We start from the raw sequence: 26,152 nt of genomic DNA on the forward strand, positions 1-26,152 counted from the left end.
TCACTCCTCGATCCGGCGGCGCACGCCGCGCTTGGTCACCGTCACCGGCCCCGTCACCCGGAGCCGGCACGCCAGCCGGACGCTTCCGTCGAGCGGCTGCCGCAAAGACTGGATCCCTTCCCGCTCCAGCGCCTCCATCTGGGAGCAGTGCTCGACGCCCTCCTGCACCTGGACGAAGCAGGTCCGGCAGGTCCCCAGCCCGCCGCAGATCGTCGGCCAGCGGTAGCCGGCCCGCTCGGCCGCCTGGAACAACGTCTCCTCTTCCCCGACGGCCAGCTCGACGCCCGAGGGCTGCACGAGGACCGCCGGCTTCAGCGTGACATCCACTGGTCGAGAGCGCGGTTGAAGTGCCGGATGCGGCTCTCCTGGTAGTGGCTCAGCGTGAGGCCCGGCTTGCGGCTCGCCTTGAGGCCCTCCTGTACGTACGGCAGGTTCTCGCAGTCCTGGTCGAAGACCGGGCCGACGAGGCCCAGCTCGGGCAGGTCCGCGAAGAGCATGCCGTCGTCCATCCATCGGATGGCGGCCGGTTTGGGCCGCGGGCCGTCCTTGGGCAGCGCCGACATGAACATGATCTCGGCGATACAGGAGTCCGGGTCGAGTCCGTTGGGGCGGAAGCGGTAGACGATGTTCGACTTGACCCCGCCCCACGGGTTGAAGTTGGGGAAGAGCAGGTAGTTGACGGCGTCGAGCAGGTCGGAGTCGGTGACCTGCGAGTAGTCGCCTCCCGACAACGACGACAGCTGCCGGCGCATCTGGTCGGCGAGCACCTGGCGGGCCGTTCCGCCGGGCGGAATCTCCGGCAGCTCGCCGTCGGGCATGGCCAGGTCGCGACCCTGCGTCGAGGAGTAGAAGGCCCGCGAGTAGTAGAAGGCCTCCAGGACCTCCTCTTCGGTGACGCTGCCGGCGATGTGCGGGCTCGGCACGCCCTGGGGGTTGATCATCCGGTTCCAGTGCGGCTGGTCGAGCGTGGCGTCGTACTGCGAGTTGGCGTCGCCGAGCCAGGGCAGCAGCTGCGGGTGGGTGGCGATGACGTGGAACGACTCGATGAACGCGTCCTGGGCGATCTTCCAGTTGCACGGGAGCACCTTGGCGACGTGCAGCGACTTGTACCGGCGTTCCAGCGGCCAGATGTAGTAGGTGTCGAACGTGCCGATGTAGTCCTCGAACGGCTCGCAATACGGATCCATGTTGACGAAGACGAAGCCGCGCCAGGTGGCCACCCGCGCCTCGGGGAGGGAGAACTTCTCCGGATCCACGTGCGGGAAGTCCCAGGCGCACGGCACGTTCTTCAGCGAGCCGTCGAGGTTCCAGGTGAATCCGTGGAAGGCGCAGCGGAACTCGGGCACTTGCCCTCCGTGCGTGCGCAGCTTGCGCCCGCGGTGCAGGCACACGTTGACGAAGGCGCGGATCTCGCCGGGCGCGGTGCGCACCACGATGAGCGACTCGTTGCCGACCTCGTAGACCTCGTGGTCGCCGACCTCCGGGATCTCCTCCTCGAGACAGGCGAACTGCCAGACCCGCCGCCAGACCTTCTCCATCTCCCGCTTGGCCCACTCGGGGGATATGAAGCGCTCGATGTCGATGTCCTCGTCACCGGCGAAGTCATTGGCGTTGTAGCGGAGCTCTTCGGGCACCGGGCGGCTGTCGCGGTCGAGGTAGTCCTGGACGCTGGGCCCTGGACAGCGGGCCGAGCCTGCCGACGGGGTTACGGTCACGGTTCCCCCTGCAATCGAGTAACTAGGTATTGACTATAGTTACTAGGCAAGCCGGGCGCAATCACATGACGCCCGGCATGCGGAGCTGCTGCTCGACATGGCGTCACTTACTGAGATCGTTCTTGAGTTACCTCTGCATCTGGAGGGCAGCGTGGACCAGGAGGCCGTGATGGCCCGGCCGCTCGAAGTGGGCATCGTCGTAGCGGATCTCGACGGGCTCGTACGGTTCTACACCGAGGCGCTCGGCTGCCGGGAGATCCGCCGGTCGGCCGTTCCGGCGTCGATCAACGGGCCGGCCGGCCTCGGCGGCGCGACGGTCGTGGCGCCGCCTCGTCTTCTGCGCCGACCCCGAGGGCAACGTGCTGGAGATCGTCGATCTCCGCGACTCCTGAACACCAAGCGGTTTCTGTCGACAATCACCACTAACTAGAGGCCGGAAAACACCACGGCCGACTGATCAACGCAGCTGGGGCGAGCAGAACGGGCTACCACGAGCAGGGTACTTTCTATTGACCAACTACATTAAGTCTGCTGTGCTTTGGGACACAGTCATCCGGTGCCGGCAGAGGGCGCAGCGGATGACGCCCTAGGCAAGGGGGCTCTGTGACCCAGACAAGAGATTTCGAGACGCTTCCGCCCTTGTCCGTTGACGAGGTCGCCCCGGCGCTCACTCCGGACTACGTCCCCGGCCTCGACCTGCGCGCCGCCGCCACGGACGGTGGCGAGCGGGCCCAGCTCGTGCGCCGCGACGCCAACGCCCTGCTGGCGCGGCTCCTCACACACTACGAGGACAAGACGACCGACCAGGCCGCGGACATCATGCGCATGCCGGTGCGCGACTACCTGGACGACACGCTCTGGCAGGAGGAACTGCGGGCCGTGCACCGGCAGGTGCCGCTGCCGGTCGCCATGTCGTGCGAGCTGCCGCGGCCCGGCACGTACAAGGCGATGGACGTGATCGGCGTCCCCGTCCTGATCACACGCGATCGCGACGGCGTGGTCCACGCCATGGTCAACGCGTGCCGCCACCGCGGCTCGCCGGTTACCGAGCTCGGCACGGGCACGGCGTCCCGCCTCACGTGCCCGTACCACTCGTGGAGCTACGACCTGTCCGGCTGCCTGCGTGGGATCTACGGCGAGAAGACGTTCGGCGAGGTGGACCGCGGCGCGCGGTCGCTCATCCCCCTGCCGGCCGAGGAGCGGGCCGGCATCGTGTTCGTCGGGCTCCGCCCCGGCACCAGCCTCGACCTCGACACCTGGCTGGGCGATCTCACGCCGCTGCTGGAGGGGCTCGGCCTCGCGGACCTGCACCACCACTCCACCATGGAGCTGCCCGGGCCCAACTGGAAGGTCACCCTCGACGGCTACCTCGAGACGTACCACTTCGCGTCCCTGCACCGCGGGACCGTGTTCAAGACCAATCTGTCGAACATGACCGCCTTCGACCGCTGGGGCCCCCACCAGCGCAACGCCGCGGCCCTGCGCGGCATCACCGACGAGGCGCTCAAGCCCATCGAGCTGCGCGACCCGGCCAAGGGCGTCGGGCCGAACTACTTCATCTTCCCCGCCATGGCCATCGCCGGCGGCTACCGCCAGCATGTCGCCATCTCGATCGTCCTGCCCGGCCGTACCCGGACGGAGTCCGTCACGCAGCAGATCATCGGCCTGCGCCGTCCCCCGGCGGACGAGGAAGAGCGGCGCGCCGCCGACCGGACGCGCGACTGGTTCTTCGAGGTCGTACGCGACGAGGACTACGCCGCCCAGTACGCCGTCGACCGGGGCCTGACCGCCCTGGACGGCACCGACCTGCTGTTCGGCCGGAACGAGCCCGGCGTCCAGCACCTCCACCGCGCCATCAGGCAGCACGTGGCCCTGCTGCGCGACCAGCGCGGCGAATGAAGAACCCCGCACCTGCCCTTCACCCCCCGGCACGACGCGCAAGGAGCACAGCATGACCACGTCCCTCGACGGCCGCGTGGCCGTTGTCACCGGCAGCACGCGCAGCATCGGATTCGGCATCGCGACGGCGTTCCTCGCCTCCGGCGCCACGGTCGTGCTCAGCGGCCGCTCCGAGGGCAAGGGCAAGGAGGCCCTGGCCGAGCTCGGAGAGCTCGGCGCGGACGACCGGGCCGCCTTCCATCCCTGTGACTCCGCGCTGCAAGGCGACGTCGAAGGGCTCATCGACTGGACCATCGAGCGCTTCGGCCACGTCGACATCCTGGTGAACAACGCCGGCGGCTCGCGCGGGTTCGCGATGGTCCACGAGCTGTCCGACGACGCCTGGCAGCACGCGCTCGACTTCAACCTCAACGCCTACTTCTGGGGCACCCGGCGCGCGCTGCCCAGCATGCTGGAGCGTGGCTGGGGCCGGATCATCAACCTGTCCTCCGTCGAGGGGAAGCAGGCCAACAAGGCGATGATCTCCCACTACGTGACGAACAAGCACGCCATCAACGGCTTCACCAAGGCGACCGCGTTCGAGTACGCCACCAGCGGCATCACCTGCAACGCCATCTGCCCGGGCGCCGTCGAGACGGACGCGATGCGCGAGCTCGGCCCCATGGTGGCGCAGAGCACCGGCATCACCTATGAGCAGTTCCTCAACGCGTACGCGCAGGACGCCCCGATCAAGCGGCTCAACACCGTCGAGGAGGTCGCCGCCATGGCTTCCCTGCTGGTGAGCGAGGCCGGCGGCGGCATCACGGGTGCCCTCATGAACGTCGACGGCGGCACTTCCTCCTGGTGACCACTCTCAAGCGGGACATGACATGACCATCAGCGAGCAGGGGCCGCCGGACGGCGTCGGTCCCTTGAGGGGAGCCAGGGTGAGCGAGGCCAACGGCATCGGGCGACAGTGGATCGCCGACTGGGAGCGCAGCGAGCGGCTCCCGCACTACACGCGTGCCAACGCGGGCGAGACGCTGCCGGACCCGGCCAGCCCTCTCGGGTGGACCCTCGTGTTCGAGCACGGGCTGCGTGGCTGGCGGCGCGGATTCGCCGACGTCGGCGTCTACGGCGAGGACGAGTGGCCCGCGACGCGCCCGCCCTTCGTGGGCATGTTCGGCGGCTACTTCTACCTCAACCTCTCCCACATCAGGCTGTTCTCCCTGCGCATGGGCGTGCCGGTGGAGCAGACCGACCGCGCCTTCGTCGGCCGGCGCCCCGACATCCCCGCCTACGTCGCCCACCCGGACGACGTCGACGAGGAGTGCTCGGCCAAGGCCGGGGCCTCGGTGCAACGGATGCTCGGCGCCGACGGCTTTCCGGAGGCGGACGAGGACCGGCGGCGGCTGCTCGCCCTGCGCCGCGAACGTCCCGACCTCACCACCCTGTCGGACGCCGACCTGGCGAAGCGGGCGTACACGCTGCTCGACGAGATCGAGACCACCTTCTACCGGCACGTGGTGTCGTCATTGCCGGCCAGTGTCGGCCCCGGCATTCTGGGCCAGCTCTGCTCGGGGCTCGGCCGCACCGACGACCTGCTCGCCCTCATCAGCGGCCTGGGCAAGGTCGACTCGGCCTCCCCGGCGAGCGGCATGTGGGACCTGTCCCGCCGCGTGATCGCGTCGCCGGAGCTCACGGCCCTGTTCGACCAGGGCTCCGCGGCTGTCGCCGAGGCGTTGCCGGAGGCCGGCGGTGAGCTGAAGGGCTTCCGTGACGCGTTCGAGGAGTTCCTCGCCGAGCACGGCGACCGCGGCCCCAACGAGTGGGACATCCACGCCCAGTCCTGGGAGGTGGCGCCCGTGCAGGTGCTCGCCCTTGTCGACCGGCTTCGCCACAGCCCCGACTCTGAGAGCCCCGCGAACCGGCACGCCCGGCTCGCCGCGCGCCGCCGGAAGACAGCGGACCGGATCCGCGAGGCGCTGGCCGCCGACGAGGGGACGCTGGCCACGTTCGAGATGGCGATGCGCGCCGTCGACGTCTGGGTGACGGCCCGCGAACGCACCAAGGCCAACTGCGTCACCGCCATCAACGAGATCCGCCTGGCCGTGCGCGAACTCGGCCGCCGCGGCGTCGAGGCGGGCCTCTACGAGCGGCCGGAGGACGTCATGATGCTCGTCGCCGACGAGCTAGACGACTATCTCGCCGACCCCGGGCCCTTCGCCCCGGTCATCGCGGAGCGTCTGCGCGCGTACGCGGAGCTGTACGCCCTCGAACCGCCGTTCCTCATCGCGGACGAGCCGCGCGCCGAGACGTGGCCCCGTCGCGACACCCACCTCCCGCCGCCCGCGGTCAAGGGCGACGAGCTCAGCGGCATCGGCGGCAGCGGAGGCATCTTCACCGGCCGGGCCCGCGTGGTCACGGACCCGGCCGACTGCGCCGCGCTGGAGCCGGGCGAGGTGCTGGTGGCGCCCATAACGGATGCGGCCTGGACGCCGCTGTTCCTGGTCGCCGGGGCGGTGGTCGCGGATGTCGGCGCTCTCAACAGCCACGCCGTGGTTGTTTCCCGTGAGTTGGGCATCCCGTGCGTGGTCTCCGTCGGCGACGGCACCCGCCGCCTCCGGGACGGCGTCGAGGTCATGGTCGACGGGGATGCGGGCATGGTGACCGTACTGGGATGATCGACGGCCCCGGGCAGGCGGTGCGCGACGGCAGCCTCTCAGGCGTCGCGCACCGCCTTCCTCACGTCACATGAGAGCACTTGATTGGATCACCAGTCGGTGCAGCGAGCGCCCGTGTCGGACGAGCCCGGCGGCGGCCTCGCGGAACGCCTTGATGTGCGGTGTCGCCAGGTGCTCCTCGAGGGCCTCGGCGGAGGCCCACCGCTCGTAGACCCGGATCCGCCTCTCGTCATCGGGATCGGCCGTCATCGCGTAGTCGAGGCACCCGGGCTCCATCCGGCTGTGGCGCCCGGCCTCGCGCAGGTGCACAAGAGCCTCGTCCCGGTGCGCAGGTTCCCAGTCGATCCACCCGGCGATGACGATCTCTTCGCCCACTTGCCACCTCCTCAGAGCACGCGTGCCGTGATTAGACCACGAGTTACTTTAGACGGTCAACAGTTACTGGGCGGCCGAGTCGATGGTGTCAGTTACCCGCGATCGTCCGGAAGCCGGCCTAGGCGAAGCGCACGGCCAGGTCACGGCAGTACGGGTGCGGCCCGCGGGGGTCGGGCAGGATCACCATGCCCCGCCCGTTCGGCTCGACGGGCTCGGCCCGGCAGGCGAGGAAGCGGTTGCCGTCGGCCGCGGTCAGCGCGGTCTGCTGGGGGTCACGACAGGCGCACACCACCGGCAGACTGGTGGCATGAACAGGGAATTGGGCGCGTTCCTGCGGGCCCGCAGGGGCGAGGCGGCGCCGCAGGACGTGGGGCTGCCGACCTGGCCGCGCAGGCGGGTGGGCGGACTGCGCCGTGAGGAGCCGGCGGAGTCGGCCGGGATCAGCTCCCTGATCGGGGAGCTGTCGGTACGCAGCGAGCACTTCCGCCTCCTGTGGGCCGGCCGGGTGGTCAAGGAACGTACCCATGGCGTCAAGCGGTTCCGGCATCCCGTGGTCGGGGAACTGGCATTGCGGTACGAGACGTTCGAGGTGGCCGGGGGCGGGCAGCGGCTCAGCCTGCTGCATCCGGAACCGGACGGAGTGTCGGAGGAGTCGCTGCGGCTGCCGGCCTCGTGGGAGGCCTAGAACGCGGCCCGTAGTGCCTGCATTTCATGCCCTTGCGCACCGAACTGGGGTTATGCGGGCAAGTGGCTGGGCGGACTCCGCCATCCCGGCGAACCTGCGGCCGTGCGCGAGGATCGGAGTGCCTGTGTTCCGCGTCGGCCCATCGCATCGCCGGAATAGGTGACCCCTCTGCGGGACACAGGCGCTCTGCCGCTTTCACCACGACCATGATGAGGTCGTGTGATCGCCACTCGACCGTTTCAAGGCGCTCCTGCGAGCGCTTCATGGGACTACGTGTCAGTCAGTATTCGACGTGAAGTCCGGGAACTTGAACTGGTCCTGGTCCTGGTCCTGATCCTGGTCCTGGTCCTCGGCCTGGTTCTGGTGCTGGTTGTTGTTGTTGTGGATCCAGAGGCGGATCTTCTGCTTGTGGCGCTCGTGGTGGTGCTGGGGCTTGACGTGGTGTTTGACGACGGGACGCTCCACCACTTCGACGGGCTTGACGGGCTTGACCGGCTGTGGCGGCACGCCCCCGGCCACGTAGGTGGTGCTGGGCGTGGCGTTGGCGGCCGAGGCGGCCAGCGCGACGGCGGCACCGGTCATAATGGTGCTTACTGCGAGAGCCGCGATAGCAGTCTTGAACTTGGGCATTGAATTTCCCCCCAAAGGTTTCGATTGCCCCTGTTCTCAATATTTTCCGGACTGGTTGAAAAATATTGCTGGATGGCGACTAATGCGCCATCCGTGCATTTTGTTTCCGGAATGAGTGTCAGGCAAACGAGGCTTTCGCGGTGTTTGCCTGACCCTAACGCTCACGTGGCCCTACTTGAGATCTCATGAAATGAAATGAGGTGATTTATCAGTGTTGGTCCGCGGCCTGCGGAGGGCTGCTCGGGCACGGTGACGTTCCCCGCTCAGCGACGGACGCGGTAGCGGATGTGGGTCGCCTCCGGCGTGTCGATCACCCGGACGATCTCCAACTCGATCTCCGACGGCAAGACGTCGAACAGCCGACGGCCACGACCGAGCAGCACCGGGATCAGATGGATCCGCACCTCGTCCAGCACCCCGGCCTCGAGCGCCCGTTGCCCGGTGTACGCGCCACGCACCTGCACGTCCCGGTCCCCGGCGGCGGCCTTCGCCTGCGCCATCGCGCTTTCGATCCCATCGGTCACGTACGTCACCAACGGATAGCCCCAACGGGCGGCCGGGCCGGGCGGCCGGTGACTGGGCACGAAGATCGGGAGGCCGTTGTGATCACCACCCCAGTGGTCCATGAGCTCGGCAGTCCGCCGTCCCGCGAGGACCGCACCGGCCGCTCTCATTTCGTCCAGCAATTGCCCGGCCGGCTGGCCGGACTCCCCCTTCGCGTCGGCCCACTTGTGCAGCCGCTCACCGTCGTCACCGCCGAGGAAATCGTCGGGATCGGCGATGTACCCGTCGAGTGACACCGACATGTCGAGCACTGATAGAGACACTTCGAGCTCCTGTGGTCTGGATCCATATTGATTTCAAGGGAAAACGGCTGGTCGTCCCCCATGGTCATGGGGCTGATCCGAGCGGCGGGCCGGCGAACCCGCCCAGCGGCATACTCATATGAAGAGCAGATCGCCCATGCGCCCATCGGTGGATCGTGCCTGTGCGGGATGATCGCCAGTTTGGCGGACCCGCGGTGGCAAAGTGGTGTCAGTCCGGTGAAACTCGCCGCCGGTCCAGGGAAGGGGTGCGAACCGCGTGCTGACCGTCGAACTGCTCGGGCCGCTGCGTGTTTCGGTGGCCGGGCGGCCGGTCGAGCTGCCGGCCGGGCGGCTGCGCGCGTTACTGGCCGTGCTGGCGATGTCGGCGGGCCGTATCGTCCCGACCGGCAGGCTGGCGAGCGCGGTGTGGGGTACGGATCCGCGCGGCGACCCGCGGGCCAATGTCCGTACGAACGTCAAGCGGCTGCGCCGCGCCCTGGGAGCCGCCGAGTTGATCGCGGCCCGGCCGGGCGGCTACCTGCTGGCGGCCGAGCCGGACCACGTGGACGCGCTGCGCTTCGGCCGCCTGCTCGACGAGGCCGCGGCGGCACCGGATCCGGCGGCAGAGCGGTCCCGGCTGGCCGCCGCGCTGGCGCTGTGGCGCGGCACTCCCTTCGAGGAGATCGGATCGGACTGGCTGGAGCAGTCCGTGGCCCCGGCACTGCAGGAGCGGTACCTTGCCGCGCTGGAGCGGCGGATCGATCTGGACCTGGCGAGTGGATCGCATCCCGACCCGACCGGGTTGGCCGAGTTGACGGAGCGGCACCCGCTGCGGGAGCCCCTCTGGGCTCGGCTGCTGCGGGTCCTGGAATCGGCCGGCCGCCCCGCCGAGGCACTGGAGCGGTATGAGACGATCCGGCGGCGCCTCGCCGAGGAACTCGGCGCCGATCCCAGTCCCGAGCTGCGGCAGGTCCACGCCGACCTGCTGGCCGGCGGCACTCCTCCCGGCGGACCTGCGGTGCCGGCCGGCGGTGCTCCGCCTGGCGGACGTGCGGTGCCCAGGCAGTTGCCCGCCGCCGTCGACGGGTTCGCCGGACGGGAGGCCGAGCTGGCGGCGCTGGACGCGCTGCTCGGCCCGCCCCACGAGTCGAGGTCCCGGTCGTCGCTGATCGCGGTGATCGCCGGCACGGCCGGCGTCGGGAAGACCACGCTCGCCGTGCACTGGGCGCACCGGGTCGCCGACCGCTTCCCGGACGGCCAGCTGTACGTCGCCCTGCGCGGATACGACCCGTCAGGAGAGGCCGTACGACCGGCGGCGGCCATCCGCGAGCTCCTCGACGCGCTGCAGGTGCCGCCGCATCGCGTCCCGGACGACCTGGCCGCGCAGGCCGGGCTCTACCGCAGCCTGATGGCCGGGCGGCGCATGCTGGTGCTGCTGGACAACGCCCGCGACGCCGAGCAGATCGTCCCGCTGCTGCCCGGGACACCCGGCTGCCTGGTGGTGGTCACCAGCCGGGATCACCTCGCCGGGCTGGTCATGACGTACGGCGCGCACCCGCTCACCCTCGACCTGCTGCCCCCTGACGAGGCCGGACGGCTGCTGGCCCGCCGGCTCGGCCAGGACCGGATCACCGCCGAGCCCGCCGCCGCCGAACAGATCGTCCGCCGCTGCGCCGGCCTGCCGCTGGCGCTGGCGATCGTCGCCGCCCGCGCCGCGATCCATCCCACGCATCCGCTCGGCGCGCTCGCCGGCGACCTCCGGGACGCCCTCGGCGCGCTGGACCGTGCCGTCGACGTACGGGCGATCTTCTCCTGGTCGTACGAGACGCTCGGCGACGCGGCGGCGCGGCTGTTCCGGCTGGTCGCCGGGCTGCATCCCGGTCCCGGCAGCACGATCGACGCCGCCGCCAGCCTGGCGGGCGTCCCGGCCTCACGCGTACGGGCGCCGCTGGCCGAGCTGTCCCGCGCCAACCTGCTCACCGAGCACGCCCCGGGCCGCTACTCCTGCCATGACCTGCTGCGCGCGTACGCCTTCGAACTCTGCGAGGCCCGCGACGCGGACCGGGACGCCGCGCTGCACCGCATCGTGGACCACTACGTCCATACCGCGTACGCCGCCCAGCGGCTGCTCGGCGGGGACATGGAGGGAGACGTCGAGACCATCGCCCCCTCCGCGCCGGGCCCGGGCGTCTGCGTAACCGGCCTCGCCGGACGCGACGAGGCGATGGCCTGGTTCGCGGCCGAGCGCCCGGCCCTGCTCGCCGTCCTGAACCTCGCCGCCGACCTGGGCCTCGACTCGCAGGTCTGCCTGCTGGCGCGGGCGTTGTTCGTCTTCCTGCACGGGCAGGGCTTCTGGCACGACCGGGCCGAGGCCCAGAGCGCCGCCGTGGCCGCCGCCCAGCGACTGGGCGACCCGGTGGAAGAAGCCCGCGCGTATCGCAACATGGCCTTCGCGCTGGCCGACCTGGGCCGCTTCGACGACGCCCACCGCAACCTCGACGCCGCCCTGGAACGATCACGCGACGACCCCGCCGGCCAGGCGTGGACGCACTACCACCGCGACATCGTGTACGCCCTCCAGGGCCGGGAGGCCGACGCGCTCGACGCCGCCCGCCGCGCCCACGATCTCTTCGAGCAACTGGGCGACCAGGTCGGCCAAGCCATCGCGCTCACCGAACTCGGCTGGCACCACGGCCGCCTGGGAAACCGCGCCCAGGCCCTCGACCTGTGCGAACAGGCCCTGATCCTGCACCAGAAGCTCGGCAACCGCCCCTACGAGGCCCACACGTGGTCATGCCTCGCCGAAACCCACCTCCAACTCGGCGACCCCGCCGAGGCCGTCCCCTGCTACCGCCAGGCCCTGAACCTGTTCCAGGAGTTCAGCGACCCGTACGCCGAGGCCAGCACCCTCGCCCACCTCGGCGCCTGCCACCACCTCGCCGGCGACCACACGGCCGCCCACGAGCACTGGCGCCACGCCCACGCCCTCCTCGCCGGCCTCGGCTCCTCCGCCGCCGAGCAGATCCACACCCAGCTGGCGATCATCGACAGGCCGGCCGCCGACGCCTTCCACCGAGGTCGCTGACTCGGCGAACGACGCTCCACGCTGACCTGCCCCCCGCCGGCGGCGGTTCGGCAACCATGGAGGAACGGGCCAGGAGCGTCAGATCTCAAGGGTGGGGCCGAAGTCGCGCGCGGCACATGCTGATGGACGGCTCGACCGCATGACCGTGATCAGATGAACAGGGAGATCGCCGATTCATGGGCGCAGTGCTTTGAGTACGAGGTCGACGAGGGCGTCGGCGTATTCGGGGGTGAGGGGTCCCGAGCGGTGCAGCCAGCGCTGGTAGAGGGGCGCGTACAGCAGTTCGAGCGCCAGGTCGAGGTCGGCGTCGGCGGCGATCTGGCCGGCCCGCTGCGCACTGCGCAGCCGGGTCTTCTTGGCCTCGTCGAGGGGGTGGGCCAGCTTCTCGTGGTATTGGGCGGCGAGGCCGGGATCGTTGATGATCTCGATGTTGAGCGCTCGGATCGGCGCCTCGAACACCGGATCGGCGAACTCGGCCACCGTCGCCCGCATGACGACCTTGAGATCAGCCTCGATGTCGCCTGTGTCCGGCAGCGCGATGCCCTGCTCCGTGCCGGACTCGCTGAGCGCCAGGAAGGCGTCGAAGACGACCGCGCCCTTGGAGGGCCACCAGCGGTAGATCGTTTGCTTGCCCACTCCGGCCCGGGCGGCGATGGCCTCGATCGACAGCTTGGCGTAATCCACGTCGGAGAGCAGTTCGCGGGTGGCGGCGAGGATGGCCTGCCGGGAACTCTCGCTGCGGCGCGTGGGATCGGGCTGCTTCGGCATGGGAAACAGCTTAGCGCACCCGAGACGGGACGGTCCGTCTTGACATGGCGCCAGGCGGGTCACTTGCGGAAGTAAGCGCGGGCGGACGGCAGCAGGAGCAGGACTATGATCGCCGACGACGCCAGCGGTGTGAAGAACATGCGGCCGTCGGACAGGGCCAGGTGCCAGCGGGATAGGCGCCGCTCGCTTCGATCGCGTCGAAGACGCGCTGCCGCTCTCGTCGAAGCGGACGCCCTTCTCGGTCAGGGCGGTGGGCGACAGGCCCTGCCTGACGAGCTCGGCCTCGGCCGCGGCCTGGACGTCGGCGCCGTAGAAGACGCCGCCGATCGGGACGATCAGAAAGGCGAGCGCGAACAGCAGCTGCAGGATGCCTGCGACGGTGCGGGGGCGGGCGAGGAGCCGCCGGCGGGAGCCGAGCAAATCTTGCGCGCTGCCATGAACCTCCCTTCCCTGTCCCGCGTATCTCTCAGTGACCGGAGCCACCCATCGAGGCATCCGCCCGAGGTGGAGACGGATCACAGGGGAGCGCGCAGGCCGGGTGCGCTCTCGCCCGAACATACGATCTTGCGACTTGTGAGGCCTTGATGTAAAGGTGACGTTCATGGCACCCGAGCCGAAGAGTGAGACGAGCCAAGCCCCCATCGCGACCTCCGACGTGTGGGATCTGCGAGCAGACCCGGCGCGGCTGGAGCTGCTGGCCGGCACCTGGCGGAGCCTCGGCTCGAAGTTGCGCGGCGCGGAGGGGAAGATCAACGACGCGGCCCGGAACGTGTTCTCCAATGAGCACTGGACGGGGGACACCGCGGACGCGTTCAACCGCTACCGCAAGCGGCTGACAGACGACGTCGAGCGAGCCGGCGCGTGGGCGGACAACGTCGCGCAGGTGCTCGACCTGACGGCCACGACGCTCCGGGTGCAGCAGGGACTCCTCGACGAGGAGCGCGGGAAGCTCAACGCGGTGCCGTCGACCACGGACGCCCAGGGAGTGACGTTCCAGCCGAAGGACGCCGGCCAGACGAGCCTGGTCAACGGCGCGATCAGCGTGGCGAACGAAATCCGCTCGCGCGTGGACACGGTGCTCGAGGAGAAGCGACAGGACCTGGATTTCTACCGTCAGCAGTTCGATCTGATCAGCGAGCAGTGGAAGCCCCGCACAGTACGCCTGGTCAACCTCAACATCGGCCAGGGCGCGGGCAACTCCCCGGGCGACTCGGCCGGCACCGACTCCGAGGACATCGACGACATCGCGCAGGCGATCACCGGCCAGAACGCCGACATCGCCACGGTGCAGGAGGTCTTCGCGCACGACATCGCGGACCTCGAGGAGGAGCTCGAAAGCCGTACGGGCGACAACTGGGACGTCAGGTACGAAGAGGCGAGCAAGAAGTACCACGCCAACGACGATTGGCCCATCATCGGCGACGTCATGAACGCGTCGTTCGGAAACGCCGTACTCGTCCGGGAAGGCGACGTCATCTCGGGCACGGAAGGCAGCGACCGCGTCAAGCTCGACGCCGACGGCGGCGAGATCACGTTGCCCGCGAACCAGCCCGGCGGGGGCGATCGCGAGATCGATGACGGCGAGGGCCGCTCCGCCGCCAGGACGGAGGTCCAGATCAAGCCGCGGTGAGCGGTCCACCAGCCGCGCACCCGCACGTCTTACCAGTCCGGCACCTGCACGTCGACGACCTGGCCGTCGTGGTCGGAGGTGGCCCCGTCCGCCAGGGTCGGCTGCTGGTCCATGGTGAACGCGCCCGAGCCTGCCACGTGGTCGATGCGGGTGCCGGACGGCGAGGTGCCGACGATGTCGCCGTTGTCGTTGACCGCGCCCGAGTAGACCGTGTAGCCCTCCTGGGTGAAGGCGTTGACGGCGTCGCCCGAGGAGTTGTTCTTCGGATTGTCGCCGTTGTTGGTGACGACGTTGAGGTCGCCGCCCAGGAGCGACGGCCCGGTGTTCATCGCATCGTGGAGTTTGTCGATCTGTCCGGTCCGGACGAAGTCGTCGTACTCGTGCAGTCCGTGGCTGTGGACGTGGGCGCTGTAGACGTCGAAGCCCCGGCCGGCGCCCGCGAAGAGCCGGTCGGCGATTTCGTCGTCGAGCTCCTTGAACGCCTTGACGACCTTGCGCAGCCGGTCGGCGTCGGAGCCCAGCACGCCGATGAGCACCTCCGCGAGGGAGCCGGCGGCCGCTTGCACCTCCGCGTGCGCGGACCCCGCCGTCGTCGCCTTGGACGTGTTGCCGAACGCGTTGGATCCCGGCACGCCGGGCACCGGCACGTACGTGACGGCGCCCGGCCCGCCCGCCAGGGCGTCGCGTCCCTGTTTCACGGCGGTGCCCGCATCGTCCACCTGCCCGGCCAGCTCGCGGACCGGGCCGAACCTCATGCTCGCCTCAGCAGCCATGGTCAACAACACTATCGAGGCAAGAGCGAGAAAATGGGCGCTTATCCTCATCGCGCCCGTCCCCTCTTCCCGTCCGAGGCGGTCAGCCCTCGTCCGGGCGGCGGGTGAGCAGGTGGGCCTGGGGGAAGCCGCGCATGGGGTCTTCGCCCGGGGCGATCACCAGGCGCGCCACCTCGGTGAGCCCCGCCTCGCGCAGGAGCTCCACCACTCCGTCCGGCGAATATCGGTAGGCCAGGGACACCTTGTGGTCGAACGCCTCCGCCAGCTCGCCGGAACCGTCGTACGCCTGGAACGCGAGGAGCAGGTGCCCACCGGGTGCGAGCACGCGGTGGAACTCGGCGAGGGTTTCCGGGAGACGCTCGGGCGGCGTGTGGATGATCGAGTAGTTGGCGAGCACCCCGGCCAGGGAGGCGTCCTCCACGTCGAGCGCGTTCATCAGCCCGACCTCGAAGCGCAGCTCGGGATGGGTCTCGCGGGCCAGCGCGATCATCTCGGGCGACAGGTCGACGCCGAAGGCCGTGACGCCGAGGGAGTGGAGATGGGCGGTGATGTGACCGGGGCCGCATCCCACGTCCGCCACCAGGCCGTCGCCGCCGGTCCGGACCAGCTCGGCGAAGACCGAGATCATCGCGTGGTGGAGCGGATTCGCGAAGAATTTCTCGCGAACGAGTTCGGCGTAGGGGACGACGGCGGCGTCGTAGCCGGTGCGGGTGGCGGTGAGGTAGTCCGGTTCGATCACGAGCCGCCATGCTAGGACATGATGGGGCGCGGTTTTTGCGTGATATTGAAAGTTTCAGCACATACGACACTGTCTTCGCAGGTAGGTATGTCCTGCTGATCACGAAGATTGAGGTCAGGCCCTCCCCATGCCTACGGTGCTGGGGTCGGCACACGGCGATCCGGACGAGGAGTCCGTCATGCGCGCCCGCGTCATCCCGGCCCTGATCTTGGCTCTGCTCGCACTCGTCATCAGCGCTCCCGAAGCCCGCGCCCAGGTGACCGGCGGGTTCGACTTCTCCAGGGCGGAGGTGTCCGTCACCGGCCTGCAGGTTCCGTGGGGTCTGACGTTCCTGCCGGACGGCAGCGCGCTGGTCTCCGAGCGGAACACGGGACGGATCCTCCAGGTACGTCCGGGCCAGACGCCCACCCAGGTGGCCACCATCAGCGGGGTGAGCGCCTCGGGTGAAAGCGGTCTGCTCGGCATCGCGGCGCGGGACGGCTGGGTGTACGCCTACTTCACCAGCACCAGCGGGGACAACCGGCTGGTCAGGTTCCAGCCGAGCGCCCCGCAGACACAGACGGTGATCTTCTCCGGGGTGCCGAGCGCCACCATTCACGACGGCGGCCGGATCGCGTTCGGGCCGGACGGCATGCTGTACGTGGCCACCGGCGACGCCGCCAACACCGCCAACGCCCAGAACCTCAACAGCCCGGCAGGGAAGATCCTGCGCATGACGCCCACCGGCGGGATCCCGTCGGACAACCCGTTCGCGGGATCCCGGGTCTACAGCTACGGCCACCGCAACGTGCAGGGTCTCGCGTGGGACTCCCAGGGCAGGATGTACGCCACCGAGTTCGGCCAGAACACCTGGGACGAGGTCAACCAGATCGTCGCGGGCGGCAACTACGGCTGGCCCACGTGCGAGGGCACCTGTGGCAACACCTCCTTCCGCAACCCGATCGTCACCTGGACGACCGCCCAGGCGTCGCCGAGCGGGCTGGCGTACGCCAACAACACGCTCTTCGCGGCGGCGTTGCGCGGTCAGCGGCTCTGGGCGGTGCCCCTGAACGCGAACGGCGGGGCCGGGACCCCGGTCGCCGAACTCCAGGGTGCTTACGGGCGGCTGCGCGCGGTCGCGGTCGGGCCGGACGGCTGGCTCTGGGTGGGGACCAGCAACCGGGACGGCCGCGGTACGCCGGTGGCCCAGGACGACCGCATCATCCGCGTCCCGCCGGCCACCACGGGCGGGAACGACACCACGCCGCCGACCGCGCCGGGCAATCTGGCCGCGTCTGGCACGACCGCCGCCGGCACCACGCTGGCGTGGGCGGCCTCGACCGACGACACCGGCGTGACCGGCTACGACGTGCTGCGCGCGCCGGGCGCGTCCGGCGGCGCCTTCACGCAGGTGGGCACCTCGGCGACCACGTCGTACACCGACACGGGGCTGACCGCGAGCACCACGTACCGCTACCAGGTACGCGCCCGCGACGCGGCGAACAACCTCTCCCCGGTGTCCGACACGGTCACGGTCACCACCACCGCGGGCGGGACCACCGGCGGATGCGCGGCGACGGCGACCACGCAGACGCAGTGGGGGAACGGCTACGTGATCCAGCCCGTCACCGTCACCAACAACGACACCTCCGCGGCCAACGGCTGGACGGTCACGTTCACGCTGCCCAGCGGCCATGCCGTCACCGGGTCGTGGAACGCCACGGTGACCGTCAGCGGCCAGACCGCCACGGCCAGGGGCGCCGGGCACAACGGCACGCTGGCGCCCGGCCAGAGCACCACGTTCGGCTTCCAGGCCAGCCGCCCCAACGGCAACGGCCAGGTGCCCTCCGGCTACCAATGCACCAGCCCCTGAGCCGACGTACGAGGGCGCCGGGCACGGCGTCTACCAGCGCACGGCCTGCACCCGGCAGGCGGTCGACGACTACCTGCTGCGCCTGCGCGTGCCGGCCAACGGGACCGCCTGCGCGGCCTGAGCCGGCTCGGGCACGACCGCTGAGCGCCGCGAAAACGCGGTGCGACGCCGACGGCCGGTGAAGTAGCGTCCGGCCGTATGACCATTCCCCGTGTACGCCCTCCCCTCGTCGCGGACGAGCGCACCCAGCTCGTCGGCTGGCTCGACATGCAGCGCGCGATCATCCAGTGGAAGTGCGAAGGACTGTCGGAGGAGGACGCCCACCGGCCCGTCCTGCCCGGCTCGCCGCTCATGACCATGGCGGGCCTGGTCTCCCATGTGCGCTGGACCGAGCACTGCTGGTTCGAGGTCCTGTTCCTGGGTCGCGATGCGGCCGGCAATCCGGCGTTCGACGAGACTGTCGAGGACGCCGACATGAGGGTGGAGGGCGCCTCTCTGGCTCGGCTGCTCGACGAGTACGAGCGCCAGTGCCAGGTGTCCAACGAGATCATCGCCGCCCATTCGCTGGACGACGTGGGCAAGCACCCCGACTACCGCTCCGCCGGCGGCACCCTGCGCTGGATGCTGATCCACATGGTCGAGGAGACCGCCAGGCACGCCGGCCACGCCGACGTCATCAGGGAGCTCCTGGACGGCCAGAAGGGTTACTACTGAGCCAGCGTTTTCTGGTAGCAACGGGTGAGCGGCGCATCCACGTACTTGCCGTACGGCTCGGTGAGCGTGTACGCGTACCGCTCGTACATCGCGATGGCCTCGGGCTGCCGCACACCGGTCGCCAGCCGCAGCCGCCGGTAGCCCATTCCGGCAGCCAGCTCCTCCAGCGCCGACAGCAGCGCCTTGGCGATCCCGCGGCCGCGGTGGCCGGGGGCCACGTACATCCGCTTGAGCTCCCCGGTGACGGCGTCGACGGGTTGGACGGCGCCGCAGCCGACGGCCCGGCCGTCCACGGACGCCACGAGAAACCTGGCCCCGGCCTGCACCTGCGACCGCCCCTCGAGCCCGTAGCGGGCCACCAGCTCCGCGAACGCCGCCTCCAGCAGCTCGGCCAGTTCCCCGTCGTCGGCCGTCCGCTCCTCGATCAGCATGCCGACATGGTACGAACTGTCAGAGGCTGAGCAACTGGGCGGGGTCGGCGATGATCCGCTGGATGATCAGCCCGGCCGCGCCCAGCACCGCCGCGTCCGCGCCGATCCCCGACACCACCAGGGCGGGCGGCGTGCCGCGCATCTGCCCGAGCCGGGCCCCGAGCCCTTCCGCCACCGGCCCTTCGAGCCAGGGGAAGAGCGGCGCGAAGATCCCGCCGAGCACGATCCTGCCGGGGTCCAGCAGGTGGACCGCCGAGGTGAGCGCCACGCCCAGCGCGTGCCCGGCCCGCGCGCACGCCTCCAGCGCCCGCCGGTCGCCCGACTCCAGCCGCTCGGCCAGGGCGGCGACCGAGTCCAGGGGCCCGAGGAGCGCGTCCTGGCCGGCGTACACCTCCAGGCAGCCCCGCCCGCCGCACCGGCACGCGGGCCCGTCGGGCACGACGACCACATGGCCGAGCTCCCCTGCCAGCCCGAACGTGCCCCGGAACACCGTCCCGCCGACGACGAGCCCGGCCCCGATGCCGATCTCGCCGGACACGTACAGGAAGTCCGAGGCGCGGGAGCCGAACCAGAGCTCGCCCAGCGCGGCCAGGTTGGCCTCGTTGTCGATCGCGAACGGCAGGTCGATCAGGTCCGCCACACGAACGTCGCGCCAGCCGAGATGCGGCGCGCTGCGCAGCACCCCGCCCTCCACGGTCCCCGGCACGGCGAGGGCGGCGCCGATGATCCGCAGCCCGGACTCCTCGGCCTCGGCGGTGGTCTCCTTCACGAGGTCGCGCAGCCGCTGCAGGATGTCGGCCGGGTTGGAGTTGCGGTTGTCGGCCGGCCGGGTGCCGCGCAGCCGTACGGTGCGGGTGAGGTCGACGACGCAGGCGGCCAGGTAGTCGATGTTGATCTCCAGCCCGAGCGTGGCCACCCGGTGGCCGCTCAGGCTCACCGCCACTCCGGGACGTCCACGCTCGCCGCCCCGCACGGCGCCGCTCTCGGTCACCGCCCCGGCTTCCAGCAGGTCGGCGACCAGGCTGGACACGGTGGTCTTGGTCAGCCCGGTCATCTCGGCCAGCGCGGCCCGGGTGTGAGGTCCTGTTCGGTGGATGGCATCGAGTACTACGGCCAGGTTACGGGCGCGCATGGAATCATGCCGGACACCTCTTGACGGCACCCTGTCCACCTCCTCAGGATTATGTACAGATTATGGACTAAAGAACCCAACTCGCATGAAGTTCCATATAAAGGAGCGCTGGCAAATGTCCGCATTCACCCCGACCCCAGACGACCGCTTCACCTTCGGCCTGTGGACCGTGGGATGGCAGGCCCGCGACCCGTTCGGCGACGCCTCCCGGCCGGCGCTCGACCCGGTCGAGACCGTCCACCGGCTGTCGGAGCTGGGCGCGCACGGCGTCACGTTCCACGACGACGACCTGCTCGCCGTCGAGCCCGACAGGGAGAAGGCCATCGCCGCGTTCAGGAAGGCCCTGGACGAGACCGGCATGAAGGTGCCGATGGCCACCACGAACCTGTTCACCCACCCGGTCTTCAAGGACGGCGCGTTCACCAGCAACGACCGCGACGTCCGCCGCTACGCCCTGCGCAAGGTCATGCGCAACCTCGACCTGGCCGCCTCGCTCGGCGCGAAGACGTACGTGTGCTGGGGCGGCCGCGAGGGCGCCGAGTCCGACGCCGCCAAGGACGTCAAGGCCGCGCTCGACCGCTACAAGGAGGGCCTGGACCTCCTCTGCCAGTACGTGATCGACAAGGGCTACGACATCCGCTTCGCCCTCGAGCCCAAGCCGAATGAGCCCCGCGGCGACATCCTCCTCCCGACGATCGGCCACGCCCTGGGTCTGATCAACGAGCTGGAGCACCCCGAGATGGTGGGCCTCAACCCGGAGGTCGGCCACGAACAGATGGCCGGGCTCAACTTCGTCCACGGCATCGCCCAGGCCCTGTGGCACGGCAAGCTCTTCCACATCGACCTCAACGGCCAGCACGGCCCGAAGTACGACCAGGACCTGATCTTCGGCCACGGCGACCTCAAGAGCGCCTTCTTCCTGGTCGACCTGCTGGAGACCCACGGCTACGACGGCCCCCGCCACTTCGACTACAAGCCGCTGCGGACCGAGGACCCGCAGGACGTGTGGGACTCGGCCGCCGCCAACATGCGCACCTACCTGATCCTCAAGGACAAGGCCGCGAAGTTCCGCCAGGACCCCGAGGTGCAGGAGGCCCTGCGCAACTCCCGCGTGGACGAGCTGGCCCAGCCCACCCTGGCCGCCGGCGAGACCTGGCAGGACCTGGCCAAGGACGACTTCGACGTCGAGGCGGCCGCCCTGCGCGGCTTCCACTTCACCCGTCTCAACCAGCTCGCGCTCGAGCACCTCATGGGGGTACGTGGATGAGGGAACCGATCAGCGTCCAGCTCTACACCGTCAGAGAGCCGCTGGCCGCCGACCGCGACGCCGTGCTGCGGCGCATCGCGGAGATCGGCTACCGGGCCGTGGAGCCCTTCGATCCCACGACCGACCCCAAGGGTTTCCGCCAGGTGATCGACGACCTGGGGCTGAGCGTGTCGGGTACGCACGCGTACGCGCTGCTCAGCGGGGAGCCCGCGGAGGTCTTCGACGCGATCGCCACGGTCGGCGCCGACCTGGTGATCATTCCGGGCGGCATCGCGCACGAGGAGTTCACCACGCGCGACGGCCTCCAGCGCACGGCGGACTTGCTCAACGGTTTCGCCGAGCAGGCCGCCGGGCACGGCATGCGCATCGGCTACCACAACCACTGGTGGGAGATCGAGCCGCGGATCGACGGCCGGCACGCCCTCGAAGTGCTGACCGACCTGCTCGCCCCCGAGGTGTTCCTGGAGATCGACACCTACTGGGCGGCGGTGGGCGGCGCCGACGTGCCCGCCCTGCTCGGCCGCCTCGCGGAGCGCACACTGGCGCTGCACGTCAAGGACGGGCCGGTGGTCAAGGGCGAGCCGCACACCGCGGTGGGCCAGGGCGTCATGCCCGTCCCCGAGATCCTCGCCGCCGCCCCGGACGCCTGGCGGGTCGTCGAGCTTGACGAGTGCGCGACCGACATCTTCGCCGCCCTCGCGGACAGCCACGCTTACCTCACCTCCTTGGAGGCCTCTTGAGCAACGGCCCCGTCGGCGTCGCCCTGGCCGGCGCCGGGAACATCAGTGGCCAATACCTCCGCAACCTCATCGCCTTCCCCGACGTGCGCGTGATCGCCATCGCGGACCTCGACACCGAGCGGGCCGCCGCCGTCGCGGCCCAGCACGGCGTGCCCGTCTCGGGCCCCCTCGGGGCGGTGCTCGACCTGCCCGAGGTCGAGATCGTCGTCAACCTCACCATCCCGTCCGCGCACGCGGCCGTCGCGCTGGAGTCGCTGCGCGCCGGCAAGCACGTGTACGGCGAGAAGCCCCTCGCCATGGACACCGACGAGGGCGCGAAGATCATGACCGAGGCTGCCAACCTCGGCCTGCGGGTCGGCGGCGCTCCCGACACCTTCCTCGGCGCCGGGCTCCAGTCCGCCCTGCACGCCCTGCGTTCGGGCCTGATCGGCGAGCCGGTCGCCGTCACGGCCGCCACGCAGAGCCTCGGCCCGGAGTCCTGGCATCCCAACCCCGAGTTCTTCTACCAGCCCGGCGGCGGTCCCCTCTTCGACCTCGGCCCCTACTACCTGACCGCCCTGGTGTCCCTGCTCGGCCCGGTCGCCCGCGTGGCGGCGAGCACCCGCAGGGCCCGCGAGCAGCGCGTCGTCGGCTCGGGGCCCAAGGAGGGGAAGATCTTCCCGGTGGACGTGCCGACCCACGTCAACGCCCTGCTGGACTTCCCCGGGACGGCCACGGCGGCGGCCACGTTCAGCTTCGACTCGGCCGTCAACCGCAGGATGATCGAGATCATCGGGACCGAGGGCGCCCTTTCACTCCCCGACCCCAACACCTTCCACGGGCCGCTGCTGGTCCGAGGCCTCCACGACACGGACTGGCGGGAGCTGCCGGTGTCCGGCACCACGGCGGAGCGCGGCATCGGTGTCCTGGACATGGCCAGGTCACTTCGCGCCGGGACGCCGCACCGGGCGTCGGGCGAGCTGGCGTACCACGTGCTGGAGCTCATGGCCGCCATCGCGGACTCGGGCGAGCACGCGGAGTTCCGCCCGATCGCCTCCACTCTGGCCAGTCCGGAGCCGCTGCCCGCCGAATGGGATCCGTACTCCGGCACGCTGTGACCTCCTGACGGCGGCGCCGGACACGGCCGGCGCCGCCGTGTCACCGATTGACCATAATCCGTTCAACGGAGTATGGTTCTGGGCCATGCCCAAGAGATCATTGGCTCTGGCGGCGCTGTCCGTCGTCGCCGCCGCGTGCGGGAGCACCTCAGCCACCACCCCCGCGCCGCCGGCGCCCTCGCCGTCCCACGCCCGGGACGTGTACCGGGAGATAGACGGCGCCAAAGCCGACTGCATGAAGGAGAAGGGCTTCAAGTACGTCGCGTGGACCCCTCCCGAGCCCCCCATGACGGAGGAGGACAAGATGCGAGCCTCCACCGACTACGCGGTCATGAAGGCCTACCGCGCCGAGCACGGCTTCGGCATCGTGTCCGTTCTCGTCCACCCGCGCGACGGGGCGCAGGGAGACCAGCCGCGGAACCCCAACTACAAGATCGTGAAGGACCTCTCGCCCGCCCAGCGCAAGGCCTACGCGATCCAGGGCGAGAAGTGCCACGTCCAAGCCATCAAGCAGATCACCGGCGAGGACGTGAGGTCGCCCGAGGAGTGGTCGCGAAGACACGACAAGGACCTCGAAACGCGCAAGAAGCGGGCGCTCGACGGCGACCCGGAGCTCGTCGAGCAGGCAGCGGCCATGGCCGACTGCATGACGACCAAGGGCTACCGGATCGGCGCCACCACGCCCACGGCCATGCGGGACTGGGGTTTTCTGCTGTTCTCCAAGGAACTGCACGAGCTGGCGCGCAAAGAGGACAAGACGATCCCCGCTTTCGACCCGGAGACCGGGACGGGGAACTTCCCGACAGGCCTCACCGAAGGCGAGAAGCAGGCGATACTGAAGCGCGAGATCAAGACGGCGCTCGACGACCTCGAGTGCGGCAAGGATTTCCACCCGGCCATGGCGGCCATGAGCACCCGGCTCGACAACGAGCTCGGCGAATAGCCCCTGGACGCGTCACCCCAATCGGTTCGCCTGAACCAGGCCGAGCCGCGAGAATGGCGCGATGGTGGAAAGTTCCGAGACCGACTGGGTCTCCAGGTTCGCGGACGAAGTGATCTCCGAGGCGGAGAGGCGCGCGCCAGGAAAACCCGTGGTCTGCGCCTCGGGCCTGAGCCCGTCGGGACCGATCCACCTGGGCAACCTGCGCGAGATCATGACCCCCCACCTGGTCGCCGACGAGATCCGGCGGCGCGGCGTCGAGTGCGTGCACCTGCTGTCCTGGGACGACTACGACCGCTTCCGCAGGGTTCCCGCGGGCGTCGACCCGTCGTGGGCCGAGCACATCGGCAAGCCGCTGACCGCGGTGCCCGCCCCTCCGGGCAGCACGCACGCCAACTGGGCCGAGCACTTCAAGGCTCCCATGATCGAGGCCATGGCCGAGCTGGGCGTGCGCTGCCGGGAGATCAGCCAGACCGAGCAGTACACCTCGGGCGTCTACCGCGAGCGGATCCTGCTGGCCGTGCGCGAGCGGGCGAAGATCGACGCAGTGCTGTCGCGGCACCGGGCCAAGCAGGTGGAGGACTACTTCCCGTACAAGCCGTACTGCGACCTGTGCGGGCGCGACCTCACGACGGTCACGGCGTACGACGACGAGACCACCGAGCTGGCCTACACCTGCGAGTGCGGCTTCGGCGAGACCGTGCGCCTGGCCGAGCACGACCACGGCAAGCTGGTGTGGAAGGTCGACTGGCCGATGCGGTGGGCGTACGAGGGCGTGATCTTCGAGCCGTCCGGCGTCGACCATCACTCCCCGGGCTCGGCGTGGACCGTCGGCGGCAGGATCGTGACCGATGTGTTCGGCGGGCAGCAGCCCATCGGCCCCATGTACGCGTTCGTCGGCATCACCGGCATGGCCAAGATGAGCAGCTCCAAGGGCGACGTGCCGACCCCGGCCGACGCGCTGGAGATCATGGAGGCGCCGGTGCTGCGCTGGCTGTACGCCCGTCGCCGGCCTGCCCAGTCCTTCAAGATCGCCTTTGACCAGGAGATCCACCGGCTCTACGACGAGTGGGACGCCCTGAGCCGCAAGATCGACGCGGACCAGGGCCAGCCCGCCGAGCGGGCCGCGTACGACCGCGCGGTCAGGACTGCCGAGGGCCCGCTGCCGGTCACCCCGCGTCCCGTCCCCTACCGGACGCTGGCCTCCATCGTGGACATCACGACCGGCCACGCCGAGCAGACCCTGCGCATCCTGCGCGACCTCGACGGCATCGGCGACCTCGACGCGGCCCGCCCGCGCCTGGACCGGGCGCAGCGCTGGGTGGACACTCATCTGCCCGCCGACCAGCGCACGCGCGTGCGCGAGTCGCCCGACGAAGAGCTGCTCGACTCGCTCGGCCCGGGCGAGCGCGAGGCGCTGCGACTGCTGGCCGACGGCCTCGACGACTGGTCGCTCGACGGGCTGACCACGCTCGTGTACGGCGTGCCGAAGCGCCAGGCCGGGCTGACGGCCGACGCCGCGCCCACCCCGGAGCTCAAGGCGGCCCAGCGGGACTTCTTCGCCCTCCTCTACCGGCTGCTCGTCGGCCGCGACACGGGCCCGAGGCTGCCCACGCTCCTGCTGGCCGTGGGCGCCGACCGGGTGAGAAAGCTGGTAGGCGCGTGAAGGGCGTCGTACTGATCACCGGCATCTCGGCCTCGGGCAAGTCCACCGTGGCCCAGGCCCTGGCCGAGCGGCTGCCGCGGGCCGCCCACGTACGCGGCGACGCGTTCCGCCGCATGGTGGTCTCCGGCCGCGCCGACATGACGCCGGAGGAGACCGGCGAGGCGGTCCGCCAGCTCCACCTCCGTTACCGGATCGCGGCGAACGTCGCGGACCTGTACGCCGAGGCCGGCTTCACCGCGATCGTTCAGGACGTCGTGCTCGGCCCGGACCTGGAGCTCTTCACCAAGTGGATCCGCACCCGCCCCCTCCACGTCGTCGTGCTCGCCCCCGACGCGGCGACGGTGGAGCGCCGGGAGCAGGAGCGCGCCAAGACCGGCTACGGGGACTGGACGGTGGCGCGGCTGGACGAGGCGCTGCGCCGCGAGACCCCCCGCCTCGGGCTGTGGCTGGACACCTCCCGGCAGACCCCCGACCTGACCGTGGACGAGATCATCGCCAGGGCGGAAGAGTCCAGGGCCGGATGACCTGCGACGATTCAAGGAACT

At 70.2% G+C, this 26,152-nt stretch carries 26 protein-coding genes and 1 pseudogene; 16 read left to right on the forward strand and 11 right to left on the reverse strand.

All coding sequences use genetic code 11. From position 1 onward, the window contains the following. Both ACIBX3_RS22710 and ACIBX3_RS22715 read right to left on the reverse strand, forming a co-directional pair. A complete protein-coding gene (locus ACIBX3_RS22710; protein ID WP_397119952.1) occupies positions 1 to 327 on the reverse strand; it encodes a 2Fe-2S iron-sulfur cluster-binding protein in 327 nt (108 codons plus the stop codon). After that, positions 312 to 1,715, reverse strand: a complete 1,404-nt coding sequence (locus ACIBX3_RS22715) for an SRPBCC family protein (protein ID WP_397119954.1) — start codon at positions 1,713 to 1,715, stop codon at positions 312 to 314. The genes ACIBX3_RS22710 and ACIBX3_RS22715 overlap by 16 nt, the downstream gene beginning before the upstream one ends. 151 nt (positions 1,716 to 1,866) lie before the next feature. On the opposite strand from ACIBX3_RS22715, the gene ACIBX3_RS22720 reads away from it, so the two are divergent. The 4 genes from ACIBX3_RS22720 (at position 1,867) to ACIBX3_RS22735 (ending at position 6,277) form a co-directional block, all read left to right on the forward strand. Continuing rightward, positions 1,867 to 2,145 carry a VOC family protein gene (locus ACIBX3_RS22720; protein ID WP_397119956.1) on the forward strand — a complete coding sequence of 93 codons (279 nt, stop codon included), beginning with the start codon at positions 1,867 to 1,869 and terminating at the stop codon, positions 2,143 to 2,145. Positions 2,146 to 2,354: 209 nt separating this feature from the next. After that, positions 2,355 to 3,614: an aromatic ring-hydroxylating dioxygenase subunit alpha gene (locus tag ACIBX3_RS22725; RefSeq protein WP_397119958.1), complete on the forward strand. Its 1,260-nt coding sequence runs from the start codon at positions 2,355 to 2,357 to the stop codon at positions 3,612 to 3,614. 52 nt (positions 3,615 to 3,666) lie between these two features. Next, positions 3,667 to 4,461, forward strand: a complete 795-nt coding sequence (locus ACIBX3_RS22730) for an SDR family NAD(P)-dependent oxidoreductase (protein ID WP_397119960.1) — start codon at positions 3,667 to 3,669, stop codon at positions 4,459 to 4,461. 22 nt (positions 4,462 to 4,483) lie between these two features. Next, a complete protein-coding gene (locus ACIBX3_RS22735; RefSeq protein WP_397119962.1) occupies positions 4,484 to 6,277 on the forward strand; it encodes a PEP-utilizing enzyme in 1,794 nt (597 codons plus the stop codon). A gap of 66 nt (positions 6,278 to 6,343) precedes the next feature. Here the strand turns inward: ACIBX3_RS22735 and ACIBX3_RS22740 are convergent, their stop codons facing one another. After that, a complete protein-coding gene (locus tag ACIBX3_RS22740; RefSeq protein ID WP_397119964.1) occupies positions 6,344 to 6,652 on the reverse strand; it encodes a putative quinol monooxygenase in 309 nt (102 codons plus the stop codon). 118 nt (positions 6,653 to 6,770) lie between these two features. Next, entirely contained in the window at positions 6,771 to 6,941 is a 171-nt protein-coding gene (locus ACIBX3_RS22745) for a hypothetical protein (protein WP_397119966.1), read from the reverse strand. An 18-nt stretch (positions 6,942 to 6,959) separates the two neighbouring features. On the opposite strand from ACIBX3_RS22745, the gene ACIBX3_RS22750 reads away from it, so the two are divergent. Further along, positions 6,960 to 7,337, forward strand: coding sequence for a hypothetical protein (locus ACIBX3_RS22750; protein WP_397119968.1), 378 nt, complete (start codon positions 6,960 to 6,962; stop codon positions 7,335 to 7,337). A gap of 276 nt (positions 7,338 to 7,613) precedes the next feature. On the opposite strand, the gene ACIBX3_RS22755 is transcribed toward ACIBX3_RS22750, so the two are convergent. Next, positions 7,614 to 7,967: a hypothetical protein gene (locus ACIBX3_RS22755; protein WP_397119970.1), complete on the reverse strand. Its 354-nt coding sequence runs from the start codon at positions 7,965 to 7,967 to the stop codon at positions 7,614 to 7,616. A 263-nt stretch (positions 7,968 to 8,230) separates the two neighbouring features. Then, entirely contained in the window at positions 8,231 to 8,794 is a 564-nt protein-coding gene (locus tag ACIBX3_RS22760; RefSeq protein WP_397119972.1) for a dihydrofolate reductase family protein, read from the reverse strand. A 256-nt stretch (positions 8,795 to 9,050) separates the two neighbouring features. Here ACIBX3_RS22760 and ACIBX3_RS22765 point away from each other — a divergent pair, with 256 nt between their 5' ends. Continuing rightward, positions 9,051 to 11,858, forward strand: a complete 2,808-nt coding sequence (locus ACIBX3_RS22765; protein ID WP_397119974.1) for a BTAD domain-containing putative transcriptional regulator — start codon at positions 9,051 to 9,053, stop codon at positions 11,856 to 11,858. Between the two features lie 174 nt (positions 11,859 to 12,032). On the opposite strand, the gene ACIBX3_RS22770 is transcribed toward ACIBX3_RS22765, so the two are convergent. Then, on the reverse strand, positions 12,033 to 12,626 hold the full coding sequence (locus ACIBX3_RS22770; RefSeq protein WP_397119976.1) for a TetR/AcrR family transcriptional regulator: 594 nt from the start codon (positions 12,624 to 12,626) through the stop codon (positions 12,033 to 12,035). A gap of 601 nt (positions 12,627 to 13,227) precedes the next feature. Between ACIBX3_RS22770 and ACIBX3_RS22775 the strand changes: the two genes are divergently transcribed. Beyond that, complete coding sequence (locus tag ACIBX3_RS22775) at positions 13,228 to 14,256, forward strand: WXG100 family type VII secretion target (RefSeq protein ID WP_397119978.1); 1,029 nt, start codon at positions 13,228 to 13,230, stop codon at positions 14,254 to 14,256. A gap of 29 nt (positions 14,257 to 14,285) precedes the next feature. On the opposite strand, the gene ACIBX3_RS22780 is transcribed toward ACIBX3_RS22775, so the two are convergent. Both ACIBX3_RS22780 and ACIBX3_RS22785 read right to left on the reverse strand, forming a co-directional pair. Beyond that, positions 14,286 to 15,029, reverse strand: coding sequence for an endonuclease/exonuclease/phosphatase family protein (locus ACIBX3_RS22780; RefSeq protein ID WP_397119980.1), 744 nt, complete (start codon positions 15,027 to 15,029; stop codon positions 14,286 to 14,288). Positions 15,030 to 15,111: 82 nt separating this feature from the next. Next, entirely contained in the window at positions 15,112 to 15,768 is a 657-nt protein-coding gene (locus ACIBX3_RS22785; RefSeq protein WP_397119982.1) for a class I SAM-dependent DNA methyltransferase, read from the reverse strand. Between the two features lie 127 nt (positions 15,769 to 15,895). On the opposite strand from ACIBX3_RS22785, the gene ACIBX3_RS22790 reads away from it, so the two are divergent. The 3 genes and pseudogenes from ACIBX3_RS22790 (at position 15,896) to ACIBX3_RS22800 (ending at position 18,334) form a co-directional block, all read left to right on the forward strand. Further along, a complete protein-coding gene (locus ACIBX3_RS22790) occupies positions 15,896 to 17,620 on the forward strand; it encodes a PQQ-dependent sugar dehydrogenase (RefSeq protein WP_397119984.1) in 1,725 nt (574 codons plus the stop codon). A gap of 46 nt (positions 17,621 to 17,666) precedes the next feature. Then, positions 17,667 to 17,741: pseudogene (locus ACIBX3_RS22795) on the forward strand (hypothetical protein); the annotation flags it as partial. Positions 17,742 to 17,818: 77 nt separating this feature from the next. After that, positions 17,819 to 18,334: a DinB family protein gene (locus tag ACIBX3_RS22800; RefSeq protein WP_397119986.1), complete on the forward strand. Its 516-nt coding sequence runs from the start codon at positions 17,819 to 17,821 to the stop codon at positions 18,332 to 18,334. Here ACIBX3_RS22800 and ACIBX3_RS22805 read toward each other — a convergent pair. Both ACIBX3_RS22805 and ACIBX3_RS22810 read right to left on the reverse strand, forming a co-directional pair. Next, the gene (locus ACIBX3_RS22805) at positions 18,328 to 18,765 is read right to left on the reverse strand and encodes a GNAT family N-acetyltransferase (protein ID WP_397119988.1); all 438 of its coding nucleotides are present in this window, start codon (positions 18,763 to 18,765) and stop codon (positions 18,328 to 18,330) included. The two genes, ACIBX3_RS22800 and ACIBX3_RS22805, sit on opposite strands and share 7 nt — an antisense overlap. Positions 18,766 to 18,784: 19 nt before the next feature. Further along, on the reverse strand, positions 18,785 to 19,897 hold the full coding sequence (locus ACIBX3_RS22810; protein WP_397119990.1) for an ROK family protein: 1,113 nt from the start codon (positions 19,895 to 19,897) through the stop codon (positions 18,785 to 18,787). A gap of 115 nt (positions 19,898 to 20,012) precedes the next feature. Here ACIBX3_RS22810 and xylA point away from each other — a divergent pair, with 115 nt between their 5' ends. From xylA to ACIBX3_RS22840, 6 genes are all read left to right on the forward strand, one after another. Next, a complete protein-coding gene (gene xylA / locus ACIBX3_RS22815) occupies positions 20,013 to 21,164 on the forward strand; it encodes a xylose isomerase (RefSeq protein WP_397119992.1) in 1,152 nt (383 codons plus the stop codon). Next, positions 21,161 to 21,904: a sugar phosphate isomerase/epimerase family protein gene (locus ACIBX3_RS22820; RefSeq protein ID WP_397119994.1), complete on the forward strand. Its 744-nt coding sequence runs from the start codon at positions 21,161 to 21,163 to the stop codon at positions 21,902 to 21,904. The genes xylA and ACIBX3_RS22820 overlap by 4 nt, the downstream gene beginning before the upstream one ends. Beyond that, the gene (locus ACIBX3_RS22825) at positions 21,901 to 23,001 is read left to right on the forward strand and encodes a Gfo/Idh/MocA family protein (RefSeq protein ID WP_397119996.1); all 1,101 of its coding nucleotides are present in this window, start codon (positions 21,901 to 21,903) and stop codon (positions 22,999 to 23,001) included. The genes ACIBX3_RS22820 and ACIBX3_RS22825 overlap by 4 nt, the downstream gene beginning before the upstream one ends. An 85-nt stretch (positions 23,002 to 23,086) precedes the next feature. Continuing rightward, entirely contained in the window at positions 23,087 to 23,944 is an 858-nt protein-coding gene (locus ACIBX3_RS22830; protein WP_397119998.1) for a hypothetical protein, read from the forward strand. Between the two features lie 61 nt (positions 23,945 to 24,005). Further along, the gene (gene lysS / locus ACIBX3_RS22835) at positions 24,006 to 25,607 is read left to right on the forward strand and encodes a lysine--tRNA ligase (RefSeq protein ID WP_397120000.1); all 1,602 of its coding nucleotides are present in this window, start codon (positions 24,006 to 24,008) and stop codon (positions 25,605 to 25,607) included. Then, positions 25,604 to 26,131, forward strand: coding sequence for an AAA family ATPase (locus ACIBX3_RS22840; protein ID WP_397120002.1), 528 nt, complete (start codon positions 25,604 to 25,606; stop codon positions 26,129 to 26,131). Before lysS ends, ACIBX3_RS22840 begins: the two co-directional genes overlap by 4 nt. The last annotated feature ends 21 nt before the right edge of the window (positions 26,132 to 26,152 follow it).

It is taken from the genome of Nonomuraea sp. NPDC049480, from assembly GCF_044465905.1.
In the GTDB taxonomy this organism is placed as follows: Bacteria; Actinomycetota; Actinomycetes; order Streptosporangiales; family Streptosporangiaceae; genus Nonomuraea.